At 39.9% G+C, this 11,827-nt stretch carries 11 protein-coding genes; 8 read left to right on the top strand and 3 right to left on the bottom strand.

Features of this window, described 5'->3' with window-relative positions; genetic code table 11:
• Nucleotides 1-24: 24 nt before the first annotated feature.
• From AKA01nite_RS00560 to AKA01nite_RS00545, 4 genes are all read left to right on the top strand, one after another.
• Nucleotides 25-1,506, top strand: a complete 1,482-nt coding sequence (locus AKA01nite_RS00560) for a nicotinate phosphoribosyltransferase (RefSeq protein ID WP_146922732.1) — start codon at nt 25-27, stop codon at nt 1,504-1,506.
• Between the two features lie 38 nt (nt 1,507-1,544).
• Nucleotides 1,545-2,372, top strand: a complete 828-nt coding sequence (gene nadE / locus AKA01nite_RS00555; protein ID WP_146922882.1) for an NAD(+) synthase — start codon at nt 1,545-1,547, stop codon at nt 2,370-2,372.
• 78 nt (nt 2,373-2,450) lie between these two features.
• Nucleotides 2,451-3,587 (top strand): N-acetylglucosamine-6-phosphate deacetylase, encoded by a 1,137-nt coding sequence (gene nagA, locus AKA01nite_RS00550; protein WP_146922730.1) that lies wholly within the window; start codon nt 2,451-2,453, stop codon nt 3,585-3,587.
• Between the two features lie 10 nt (nt 3,588-3,597).
• Nucleotides 3,598-4,296, top strand: a complete 699-nt coding sequence (locus tag AKA01nite_RS00545; RefSeq protein WP_146922880.1) for a glucosamine-6-phosphate deaminase — start codon at nt 3,598-3,600, stop codon at nt 4,294-4,296.
• A 179-nt stretch (nt 4,297-4,475) separates the two neighbouring features.
• Here the strand turns inward: AKA01nite_RS00545 and AKA01nite_RS00540 are convergent, their stop codons facing one another.
• Nucleotides 4,476-5,522 (bottom strand): LCP family protein, encoded by a 1,047-nt coding sequence (locus AKA01nite_RS00540; RefSeq protein ID WP_146922728.1) that lies wholly within the window; start codon nt 5,520-5,522, stop codon nt 4,476-4,478.
• Between the two features lie 138 nt (nt 5,523-5,660).
• On the opposite strand from AKA01nite_RS00540, the gene AKA01nite_RS00535 reads away from it, so the two are divergent.
• Complete coding sequence (locus AKA01nite_RS00535) at nt 5,661-6,749, top strand: glycosyltransferase family 4 protein (RefSeq protein WP_146922726.1); 1,089 nt, start codon at nt 5,661-5,663, stop codon at nt 6,747-6,749.
• 51 nt (nt 6,750-6,800) lie between these two features.
• Here AKA01nite_RS00535 and AKA01nite_RS00530 read toward each other — a convergent pair whose 3' ends face one another.
• Together AKA01nite_RS00530 and AKA01nite_RS00525 are read right to left on the bottom strand one after the other, a co-directional pair.
• On the bottom strand, nt 6,801-7,862 hold the full coding sequence (locus tag AKA01nite_RS00530; RefSeq protein WP_146922724.1) for an LCP family protein: 1,062 nt from the start codon (nt 7,860-7,862) through the stop codon (nt 6,801-6,803).
• A gap of 151 nt (nt 7,863-8,013) precedes the next feature.
• Nucleotides 8,014-8,646, bottom strand: a complete 633-nt coding sequence (locus AKA01nite_RS00525) for a YigZ family protein (protein ID WP_146922722.1) — start codon at nt 8,644-8,646, stop codon at nt 8,014-8,016.
• 105 nt (nt 8,647-8,751) lie between these two features.
• On the opposite strand from AKA01nite_RS00525, the gene AKA01nite_RS00520 reads away from it, so the two are divergent.
• The 3 genes from AKA01nite_RS00520 to AKA01nite_RS00510 all read left to right on the top strand — a co-directional run bounded on the left by AKA01nite_RS00520 (nt 8,752) and on the right by AKA01nite_RS00510 (nt 11,768).
• The gene (locus tag AKA01nite_RS00520; RefSeq protein WP_146922720.1) at nt 8,752-9,609 is read left to right on the top strand and encodes a DegV family protein; all 858 of its coding nucleotides are present in this window, start codon (nt 8,752-8,754) and stop codon (nt 9,607-9,609) included.
• 123 nt (nt 9,610-9,732) lie between these two features.
• Nucleotides 9,733-11,079 carry an ATP-dependent helicase ComFA gene (locus AKA01nite_RS00515; RefSeq protein ID WP_146922719.1) on the top strand — a complete coding sequence of 449 codons (1,347 nt, stop codon included), beginning with the start codon at nt 9,733-9,735 and terminating at the stop codon, nt 11,077-11,079.
• The gene (locus tag AKA01nite_RS00510) at nt 11,076-11,768 is read left to right on the top strand and encodes a ComF family protein (protein WP_186805034.1); all 693 of its coding nucleotides are present in this window, start codon (nt 11,076-11,078) and stop codon (nt 11,766-11,768) included. The genes AKA01nite_RS00515 and AKA01nite_RS00510 overlap by 4 nt, the downstream gene beginning before the upstream one ends.
• Nucleotides 11,769-11,827: the final 59 nt, after the last annotated feature.

Below are 11,827 nucleotides of genomic sequence, written 5' to 3'. Positions count from 1 at the left end.
GATATTTATGAAGGAGGAAAAAAAATGGCACAGACCTATGTGGATGACAGCGTGGCATTACATACTGATTTTTATGAACTCAATATGATCTACACGTACTGGAAAAAGAAAAATCACCTTAATAAAGCTGTTTTTGAAGTATATTACCGGAATAATCCTTTTGGAATGGGCTACACAATATTTGCGGGACTGGAAAGAGTGGTTCAGTATATACAAAAGCTCTCTTTTAGTGAGACGGATATCAGCTATTTAAGAGAAACAAAAGAATTCCCGGAAGATTTTTTAACGTATTTAAAAGAATGGAAATTTACAGGGACACTTCGAGCTTTCAAAGAGGGAGAGGTGGCCTTTGCCAACGAGCCGCTGATCCAAGTTGAAGGGCCGATTGCCGACTGTCAACTTATAGAAACTGCACTTTTAAATATTGTTAATTTTCAAACCCTTATTGCTACTAAAGCATCTCAGATAAAGACTGCGGCTGGAGATGACCCCATTTTAGAATTTGGAGCAAGACGGGCACAGGAATTTGACGCTTCATTATGGGGAGCACGGGCGACTTATATAGGAGGATGCGATGCGACCAGCAATACCAGAGCTGGCAAAATATTCGGCATACCAACATCTGGAACCCACGCTCATGCATTAGTTCAAGCTTACCGCAACGAATATCACGCCTTTAAGTCATATGCCGAAACACATAAAGACTGTGTATTCCTGGTAGATACCTACCACACCCTGGATTCAGGGGTTCCTAATGCCATCAAGGTTGCCGACGAAATGGGTGACAAAATCAACTTTCTTGGTGTCCGACTCGACTCCGGCGATCTTTCTTATTTGTCTAAACGGGTCAGACGACAATTGGATGAAGCAGGCTACCCTGAAGCGAAAATTTACGTTTCCAATGATTTGAATGCCGAAACCATTTTGAATCTCAAAATGCAGGGTGCTAAAATAGATGTCTGGGGTGTGGGCACTAAGATGATCACGGCTTTTGACCAGCCGGCTTTGGGAGGCGTATATAAAATAGTTGCTGTTGAAGGGGACGATCAGAAAATGTATCCAACCTTAAAGCTGACATCCAATGCATCTAAGATAACGACACCAGGAAAAAAACAGGTATGGCGTATACGCTCTTATAACGGTGTAAAACCTGAAGGAGATTATGTAGCGCTATATGATGAACGACCAGATAAGCAGGATGAGCTGTTCATGTTTCACCCGCAGTACACATATATCAACAAGACATTAAAAGATTTCAGTGCGCGTCCACTGCTTCAAGACATCATAGTGGATGGAACCCTTGTCTATGAGTTGCCGACGCTTGAAGAAATCAAAGCGTATGCAAAAAAAAGCCTCAAAGAACAGTGGGAGGAACATACACGTTTACTGAATCCTGAGCCTTACCCTGTTGACCTTTCACAAAAGCTTTTTGACAGTAAAGTGGAAACGATCCAGTTATTTAAAGAAACGGCAAAGGATACATCTGCTATACATTCAAAATTCTAGATGAAAAATAAGCAATAAAAGAGGGGGAAATAAAGATGCTGTCTGAAATACAGAAGGAAATAGTAGCGAAAATGAAGGTTTCTCCTACTATTGATCCAAAAAAAGAGATCCGGCGTTCGATCGACTTTATGAAAGATTATTTAAAAAAGCACTTATTCCTTAAATCTCTGGTGCTTGGAATATCTGGAGGGCAGGACTCAACGCTGCTGGGTAAATTGGCACAAATGGCTGTCAAAGAATTAAGAGAAGAAACTGGCGAACAGGATTATCTTTTTGTAGCAGTCCGGTTGCCGTATGGCGTACAGTCGGATGAAACGGATGCGATGGATGCTATAGAATGGATCGAACCGGATAAAGTCATGCGTGTGGATATCAAGCCAACAGTTGATGCTACAGAAAAAAGTATTGAAGCCAATTTACTCACTTTAAGCGACTTCAACAAAGGAAATATAAAAGCGCGTGAACGGATGATCGTACAGTATGCAGTAGCTGGGGATATGAATGGGGTCGTACTTGGCACGGACCATTCAGCCGAGTCAGTGACTGGCTTTTATACAAAATTTGGTGACGGTGGTGTAGACATCAATCCGCTGTTTCGTTTGAATAAAAGGCAAGGCAGGCAGTTGCTCAGAGAGCTGCAGGCGCCAATCCATCTCATCGATAAAATACCGACAGCTGACCTTGAAAGCGATAAACCAAGTCTTGCAGATGAAGTAGCCCTAGGGGTCACTTATGACGAAATCGATGACTATCTGGAAGGTAAAATAATAGCAGAAGAGTCAGCAAGACAAATTGAGAAATGGTATCTTCAGACGCAACATAAACGGCACATGCCCGTGACTGTATTTGACGATTTCTGGAAATAGGATCAGATTCGACCAAGTATGGTCAAAAAGTTTACTACTTGAGGAAATGTTAGTTATCAACTGAAGGGAGTTTTAAAATTGACGAAAGTATATATAAATGCACACATCGTATCAGGTGAACAGGAAATCAAACAGGGGTTTATTCGCTTCTCAGATAAGGTCATTGCTTTGGGTGAAATGGACACCTATGAGAAACAGGCTGAAGATGAAGAAATAGATGCAAAAGGACAATATGTGATCCCCGGGTTTATAGATGTGCATAGTCATGGTGGTTATGGCAGTGACAACATGGATGCAGACCCTGAAAAAATCAGCGAGATGACTGAAAAAATGCTCCAGGAAGGGATCACCTCCTATTTTCCGACAACCATGACCCAGTCGGATGAAAATATCGAGGCCTCTCTTAAAGCCATTAATGAAGCAGCAGAGATGAACCCGATGATACAAGGAATCCATCTTGAAGGCCCTTTTATTTCCAAAGATCATAAAGGTGCTCAGCCAGAAGAGTATATTAGACTCGCGCAACTTGACATACTGAAAAAATGGCAGGAATTGAGTGGCCATCGTATTCGTCTGATCACTTATGCACCTGAAACAGGGGATGTCAGTGATTTTGAGACGTACTGTCAGGAGAATAATATCATTCTCTCTGCTGGACATTCCGGAGCTAAATATGCTGAACTCAAGGCATCAAAAGCATCCCATGTCACGCATCTATTCAACGGTCAGCGGGGACTGCACCACAGAGAAATCGGCGTGAGCGGCTTTGGTCTGCTCGAAGATGATGTAACAGTTGAAATGATCGTCGATGGGTTTCATATTTCTGAAGAAATGGTCAAACTTGCGTATAAGGCAAAAGGCGCTGACGGTATCGAGCTGATTACTGATTCTATGCGTGCCAAAGGGATACCTGAAGGAGAAAGTGAATTAGGTGGACAAAAAGTCATCGTGAAAGATAAGCAGGCCCGATTAAGCAATGGTTCTCTAGCAGGGAGTGTTTTGACTTTCATCGATGCCTTCAAAAATATGATGGCCTTCACTGGATGTTCTGTAAAAGAAGCCGTAAAAATGAGTTCATATAATCAAGCGAAAGAATTCAATCTTTCCTCCAAGGGAGAGCTGAAACCGGGATTTGATGCAGATATGGTCGTTTTGGATAACAATTATAATTTGAAACAAACGATATTAGGAGGAAAAATCAATGCGTACAATTAATTCATCGAATATAAAAATAGAAGTCGTAAAGGATAAAGTAGAAGGCGGTAAGTTTGCTTTCGATCATATAAAGAAAGCTATGGAAAAGAATGCTCTAGTGTTTGGGCTGGCAACAGGCAGCACACCCGAAACGCTCTATAAAGAACTTAGAGAAAGTGAATTGGATTTTTCTGATAAAATAGCAGTCAATCTTGATGAATACATCGGGATAGGAAGTGAACACCCTCAAAGTTATGCTTATTTTATGCAAGAGCAGCTTTTCAACGAAAAACCTTTCAAAGAGACACATATTCCGGATGGATTGGCTCCAGAAGAAGCGGAAATTGAGCGCTACAACACAGTCCTGGAAAATAACCCTATCGATGTCCAAATTCTAGGTATTGGGACGAATGCTCATATCGGTTTCAACGAGCCTGGAACATCCTTTGACAGCACTACCCATAAAGTAGCATTGACTGATGAGACGATCGAAGCGAACAAAAGATATTTTGAATCAAAAGATGAAGTGCCTAAATATGCTTACTCTATGGGTATCGCATCAATTATGGCAGCTAAGAAGATCATTATAATGGCTTTTGGCAGCAATAAGGCAGATGCTATCGAAAAAACTGTCAACGGACCTGTAACAGAAGAAGTACCTGCCAGTATTTTGCAGAAACATCAGGATGTCATCATGATCGTAGATGAGGAAGCAGCCAGCAAGTTGTAAGCTGATCAGGCTGACACTGCAACATGTGCCCGCTTTCTGTCTTTTAAAATAAGTATAAAAAATGTCACCTCTCTATAAAAACGTCTGCAATGGCGTTTTAAGAGTGGTGACATTTTTTCATGAAACAAAAAATTAGATGATGATTTTAAAACTGGACTGTACTATGTTCAGCGTATCGTTTAATTCTTCTCTGACTCTTCAATCAATTCATCAGGGTTTTTGATTTCATTTCTGTCTGTTTTAGAATCCAGTTCAAGATGTTCACGTAAAGCGTTTTGTGCCTCTTTTAATGATTCTTCATACGGATTCCAGACGTAAAGTTCCGTATTATACCTTTCGATGTACTCGTATGAAGCTTCTCCTGAAAGAGTGACTGATTCAATGGTATTGGCGGCAGGACTGTAATTTGTCGCCACTGTCATCATCTGCTGGCCGGTCATGTTTGTCTGAAGATTTGGACGTATGGCACTTAAAATATCAGTAAAGTTTGTAACGGAACTTAATGACACTAATTCATCTACAACTGCCGCAATGACTTCTCGCTGTCGTTCCTGTCTGCCAAAATCACCTCTGGGGTCTTGCTTTCTCATTCTGGCATACCCCAAAGCTTCTTCCCCATTCAATTCCTGAAACCCTTCTTCTATAACAATAGCATCCGAGGTTTCGGTGCTGTCTTGCACTGTGAAAGCAAAGGGCGCATTCACAGTGATGCCGCCAACAGCATCTACGAGATCGACAAGACCTTCAAAATTCAGCGTGGCGTAAAATGAAATAGGGACATCCAGATAATCCTGCACAAAATCTATTAGTCCTGAGATGCCGACCTCTGGATATACAGCATTGAATTTTTCCTGTATCCCGCTTTCAGGTAGAGTGACCATAGTATCTCTGGGAATAGAAAGTAACTTTGTGGATTCTTTCTCCGGGTTGACAGTTGCTACAATGATGGAATCTGAGCGCCTTGATTCACCTGCCCCTTCGGCATCCAGGCCGGCGATCAGAAAAGAGATCGGCTGCAGTTCACGCAAAGTTTTATCCTGTTCACTTGTATCTCTTAATTCTTCGGGTGTATCTTTATTAACCTCATTTAAAAAATCTTTTACTTCATTTGCATAGTAACCGGCAATCATTCCCAGTGTGGTAATAATGAGCAAGCCTAAAATAAGCACAGATCGTTTTAACCATTTAATCTTGTTTTTATTATTTCTATGTTTGTCTGATCTCATGAGAGCCTCTTTTCCAAAAATAACTGTCTGACTTTTTATCTTCTTATAAGTTTAATGTAGTTTAAGAATAATTGCAATTGTATTTTAAAAGTTTAGAATGCTATAATGATGACAAATTAGCATGAAAAGAGAATGATTATGTTTGATATGTTTGTCGTACTTCTTGTCAGTCTATTCACGATGGCGACTGCCCTGATATTGACTCCTCTGTACACTCGACTGGCTTATAAATATGGTATTACAGATAATCCAGAGGCAAATGAACGAAGGATTCATGAAAAAAGCATGCCGACAATGGGGGGAGTCATTATTTATCTCTCCTTTTATTTTGCTGTCTTTTTTCTACTGCCCATACCACGCAGTCAATTGATCCCGCTGTTTCTGGCTTCAACACTCATTATTATCACAGGTATTTTGGATGACTTGCTTGAACTATCCCCCTTAGTGAAATTGGCTGGAACGATTGCAGCTGCAACAGTGATCTATTTCTTTGGGGACGTGGCCCTTGAGACAATGACCTTTCCGTACCTTGGTACGCTGGCATTCGGGTCGTTGAACTTTCCATTTACGGTGCTATGGATCATAAGTTTTACAAATGCCATCAATCTAGTCGATGGTCTGGACGGTTTGGCCAGCGGGATTTCTATGATTGCCCTGACAACCATGGGGATCATCGGTTTTTTCTTTTTAACCATTGAAGAAGTATCCGTCTCTATTATGATATTTATATTAGTAGCAGCGATTGCAGGTTTCTGGCCATATAACTTTCATCCTGCCAGTGTTTTTCTTGGAGATACCGGGGCATTATTTCTAGGTTTCATGATTGGAGTGTTTTCGCTACAGGGACTGAAGAATGCTACGCTTATCTCACTGGTTTTGCCTATTATCATCATGGGGATACCTATTACAGACACTCTATTTGCCATGGTAAGAAGGAAAATGAATAAACAGTCCATCGTTGTGGCTGACAAGAGTCATATCCACCATCGCTTTATGACGCTAGGCCTTTCACATCGACAGACAGTGCTGGCGATATACAGTGTATCTGCCATTTTTTCTATCATTGCACTCCTCTACAATTTTTCAACCTTCATCGGCTCAATCGTGCTGACGGTGTTTGTCCTTGTCGGGGTGCTGTTGTTTGTAGAAATCATCGGGCTTGTGGATGAAAATAAACGTCCGATACTTGGTGTGATCAAACGGTTCGTCAAAAAACTGAATAAATAAAAAAGCCCCTCAAGTCGTCATGCACTTATGAACGAATGTGAGGCGGCTTTTTTAATTGTTGCGATTGTTTTTGTTGTCAACAGATTCGTTCTGATTCGTCATGACTGAACTGGTTGAACTTTTTGTTCGATTAAGTGACTCTTTTAATTCATTTTGAATGGATATAAAACTATCTGACTGTACTCTGACTAAATCCATGCCTCGTTCGGTGAAACTTGACCACTCGAAGATATGTGTAGAGATTGAAAAAGAATCGTTCAGGCCTGTTTGAGCTACCGCGAGCATATCGTTCATACGCATATTTGTTTGCATATTGCTGCCCACTGTTTCAGCAATACCTGTATATTTTGTGATAGATTCCATTTTCAAAGCCTTTTTGATGATCGCTTCAATGATGAGCTGCTGACGTCCGCCACGTTTCACATCGTTATCGATTTTTCTCGTGCGCGCTAAAGCCAAAGCTTCTTCACCATTTAACGTCTGATAGCCTTTGTCCAGTTTTATAGAACCAGACTGATCATTGGAGTTCATTTCATTAATAGCCACAGGAACATCCATTTCTATGCCGCCAAGTTCATCTATGATATCCAAAAAAGCAGCAAAATTAAAGGTGGCATAATAGTGAATAGGTATACCAAGCCAGGCTTCAACTGTTTCAACCATAGCACTCTCTGCTCCAGCAGCATAAGCGGAATTTATCCGGTCGTAACGAAGAGTCGTCCCTTTGCTGATGATAGGAACATAGGTATCTCTTGGAATAGACACCATATTCATTTCATGTGTAACTGGATTGAGTGTTGCATAAATAATAGAATCCGCTCGGGTCGAACCTAGTTGACGTTCTTCGTTGTTGTCTACTCCCATGAAAAGAAAAGAGACAGGCTCCTCGATCGGATTTACTTTCTCAACAGGAGTATGTCGGTCGATTTCTGCATAAGAAGCATCGATTTCATTTTCGACCGTCGCAAATAATTTGGCCAGATATATCGCACCTATAAGAATGAAGGTGAAAAGTGGAATCAGGATACTTAGAATAATACGCTGATTTCTTTTCTTTTTTTTAGTTGTTGTTTGTGTACGCGTCGAATGAGAGTGTTTATTGTATTTTGACACTATGCTGCTCCTTTAAGTTAAGTTGGATCATTGATTATTTCATTCCTATTATTATGCTAAAGACTTGATATGTCAATCTTTAAGTGAAAAGAGAGGCTGAATATCAAAAAAAGCTACCACCAAAAGATAATAAAAAACATTACACTTTCTACTATTTTACTGGGGTTTCTATCCAGGCATCTTTCCCATCTTGAAAAGAAATGCTTCCATTCGTCCAGTCAGTTGCTTTTTCTTTGAAATGATCGATGTCTGGACTTGGTATGAGGCAATGAAACGTAACTTCTTCAGTATAATCGATCGAATGAATCATATAGGGCGATTCTTCAAGGAGATTCTGAAGTTTACCACTTACAGGATATGATACAGTCAAAGATACAAAGCGATGAAGCTTTTTTTCAACGATTCCCAATCTTTCGAGGGTGCTGCTTGTCGCTTTCCCGTATGCTCTGATCAGGCCGCCGGCACCGAGCTTGACTCCGCCAAAATAGCGTGTGACCACGGCTGTCACATTCAGGAGTTCCTTTTTTTTCAGTACTTCCAGTATAGGGATGCCTGCAGTCCCATTTGGTTCTCCATCATCTGAAGCCCGCTGAATCAATGTCTGTCCGTTGATGAGGTAGGCTGAACAATTATGTGTCGCTTTCCAATGTGTTTTTTTTATACGTTCAATGAACGCCTGGGCTTCTTCTTCTGATTCTGTTCGTTCAATCGTACAAATAAAACGAGATTTTTTTATCGTGATTTCGTGAGAGCCTTTTTGCTTGATCGTGCGGTGATTTTCCATTTTTTTGCACCTTTCAATATAGTCTTAGTGTTGGAGATTAAAAAGAAACATGCTATAGTATAAAAGTGATTACCAGATCAACTTTCAAGAAAACGAGGTGATAAAATGCGTATAGCTATTGTAACAGATAGTACTGCTTACTTAAACAAGAAAGAATACGAACAAGACAACATTTATTTTGTACCGCTATCCGTAATATTCCAAAATGAAGTATTTAAAGAAGAAGTCGACATTACATCTGATACTTTTTTTGAGAAAGTAAGAAAAGTGGATCAGCTTCCAACAAGTTCCCAGCCAACTGTCGGTGAAATGACTAAACTTTATCATGAATTGGAAGAAAACTATGATGCTATCATCAGCATTCATTTATCCAGCCGTATATCAGGGACATTTCAAAATGCATACAGCGTAGCTAATTCGATGAGTAACATCAATATTTACCCCTATGACTCTGAAATGGCTGCTGCCGGTCAAGCTTTTCTCGTAAGAGCTGCCGCAAAATTGGCGAAAAAGGGTCTTTCAGTCAATGAAATCATTGAAAAACTGGATGAAATAAAAAAAGAGACTGAAATATATTTTATTGTCGATGATTTAACAAATCTTATTAAAGGCGGACGTCTATCTCGAGCAGCGGGTGGTGTCGCAACGGCATTGAAAATCAAGCCTGTTCTAACCTTTAGAGGAGGAGAAATCGTTGTCTGGGATAAAATCAGAACTAAAAAGAAAGCGTTGAAGAAAATCGAAACGCTACTTGAAGAATCTATTAGAGAAAAAGATTATCCGATCGAAGCGACCGTTGTGCATGCTTTCTGTGAAGAAGAAGCCCAGGCGTTCAAAGAAAAACTGGCACACCGATTTCCAGAGGTAAGATTTACCTTCAGCTTCTTAGGCCCTGTTGTGGGTGTTCATATTGGAGAGGGTGCCGTAGGGATGGCGTGGACGATGGATATCAATAGATTATAATTTGCTATTATTTTAATATAAGTTAAAGACATCAGAGTCCTGATGTCTTTTTATTTGGAAAAAAAGTTACTTTTTTAAGCGTTGGTAAATATATATAGTAACCAAACGTTTAGGAGTGAAGAAATGGATGAATCATTATTATACGGCAGAAGCCTATTGAAAGAAGAATTACCCGTTTTACTGACAGAAGATATAGCGAGGCGCCTGTCTGTACAACCTGCTTTCATAACTCATAAGGGCAAGAAAATATGTGCCAGATGCAGAACGGTCTCTAATTTAACTAAAACATACCCTTGTATATGCGGAGCAAACTGCATTTATTGTCGCGAATGTATCAGTTTGGGGAAAGTAAGAGCCTGTGCTTCTTTATACTCAATGCCTGACCCTGGTCGATTTCAGCATTTGACAGAACCTTGTCTATTTTTTGAAGGAACTCTTTCAGACCAGCAAACAAAAGCTTCAGATAAGATCAATGAGACGATCAGTAAAAATAAAGAAATGATCCTCTGGGCAGTAACGGGTGCGGGTAAGACAGAGATGCTATTCAAAGGGTTAGAAAACGCCCTTTTAAACAACAAACGAGTATGTATAGCTTCGCCTCGAGTAGATGTCTGCCTGGAGTTAGCGCCAAGAATAAAAACAGCATTCAAGAACGTGTCGGTAGCCCTGTTGTATGGTGGAGCAAAAGACACCTATTGCTACACCCAAGTGGTCATTGCCACTACCCATCAGCTGTACCGCTTCCAGGAAGCCTTTGATCTTTTGATTGTTGATGAAGTGGATGCCTTTCCTTTTCATATGAGTAAAGCACTCCGATTTGCTGCAGAAAAATCACGCAAAAAGATATCCAGCCTTATCTATTTGACCGCTACTCCAGATAAAAAAATGCAGAAACGAATACGAAATAAAGAGATAGAAGCAGTGATCCTTCCTGCACGTTATCATGGCTTTACTTTACCAGTGCCAAAAATGCACTGCCACAAAAATAACATGATCACTGGAAAAAATATTGAAAAAACAATACTCATTAAACATATGCGAGAGATGATCCAGAAAAAGAAGAAATTTTTATTGTTTATACCTACTGTGACTTTGATGGAAAAGATAAGACCTGTTTTTGCTTCCATTTTCAAAGAGGTCACTTTTGAATGCGTTCATTCTAAAGATCCACTAAGAAAAGAAAAAGTTTTAAAAATGCGTAAAGAGGAACTGGATTTTTTAATAACGACAACCATTCTGGAAAGAGGGGTGACCTTTTCAAATATTGATGTGATCGTCTGGCGTGCTGATCATACTGTTTTTACTGAATCTGCCCTTGTTCAAATTGCTGGAAGAGTAGGACGGTCAAAAAACTATCCGAAAGGGCAAGTCACTTTTTATCACCAAGAATGGACAAAAGCAATAAAAGGTGCAGTGAAACAGATAAAACGAATGAATGCACTGGCACGAAGACAAGGACTGATTCAATGAGCCGGTGTTTGTGGTGTTCAGAAGCAATCGAACTGCCAATGTCTTTTTCACAACTGTTTTTTGAAAAGCCAAAAAAGCCTTATATCTGCAGCAACTGTTTCAGTCGATTAGACTTAGTATCTGACATTACAGAAAAATGTGTCAGTTGCTGTAAGCCGTCAAAAAAAGAAAGGTGTCAAGATTGCATCGATTGGAGCAAACATTACCCGAATGATTCTTTTAAACACTACAGTCTTTATTATTATAATTCTTTCGCCAAAGATTATATGGAAAAATATAAAATCATGGGCGACTGTGAACTGTCGTTGCTTTTTTCTCATGCGTTAAAGAATCACTTTGAACCTTCGCTAAAAGATACAGCAGTCATTCCGATTCCATCGAGCAGTAAAAGCATGGAAAAAAGAGGTTTCAACCAAGTGGAACTCTTATTGGAAAGCGCGGGTATACTTTTTATTAAAGTCCTGGAAAATATTGGAGATGAAGAAAAACAAGCAAAAAAGAATAAGCAGGACAGATTGACGCCCCCCCAACCCTTTATAGTCGATGGTGAAATGAAACAAAAGTTGAAAAGAAAGAAAATCATTCTTGTAGATGATTTATATACAACAGGAAGAACCATGTTCCATGCTTACGATGCCATTAAAACGTGTCAGCCAAAGGACATTCAGACCTTCTCATTATTCAGGTGATTTAAGTTGATGAAAAAGATGTACTTTGATTGAGAAAGCAAACGCTATCAGGTATAATT

It is taken from the genome of Alkalibacterium kapii, assembly GCF_007988865.1.
Lineage (GTDB): Bacteria > Bacillota > Bacilli > Lactobacillales > Carnobacteriaceae_A > Alkalibacterium > Alkalibacterium kapii.
Note: the sequence above shows the minus strand (reverse complement) of the source record. Positions and strands in the feature narration are given on the sequence as shown.

What these genes read in the sequence shown, in the direction of transcription:
- AKA01nite_RS00520 (WP_146922720.1), top strand. Translation starts at nt 8,752, where the DNA reads ATGCGTATAGCTATTGTAACAGATAGTACTGCTTACTTAAACAAGAAA.
- AKA01nite_RS00540 (WP_146922728.1), bottom strand. Translation starts at nt 5,522, where the DNA reads ATGAGATCAGACAAACATAGAAATAATAAAAACAAGATTAAATGGTTA.
- AKA01nite_RS00535 (WP_146922726.1), top strand. Translation starts at nt 5,661, where the DNA reads ATGTTTGATATGTTTGTCGTACTTCTTGTCAGTCTATTCACGATGGCG.
- AKA01nite_RS00510 (WP_186805034.1), top strand. Translation starts at nt 11,076, where the DNA reads ATGAGCCGGTGTTTGTGGTGTTCAGAAGCAATCGAACTGCCAATGTCT.
- AKA01nite_RS00560 (WP_146922732.1), top strand. Translation starts at nt 25, where the DNA reads ATGGCACAGACCTATGTGGATGACAGCGTGGCATTACATACTGATTTT.
- AKA01nite_RS00525 (WP_146922722.1), bottom strand. Translation starts at nt 8,646, where the DNA reads ATGGAAAATCACCGCACGATCAAGCAAAAAGGCTCTCACGAAATCACG.
- AKA01nite_RS00515 (WP_146922719.1), top strand. Translation starts at nt 9,733, where the DNA reads ATGGATGAATCATTATTATACGGCAGAAGCCTATTGAAAGAAGAATTA.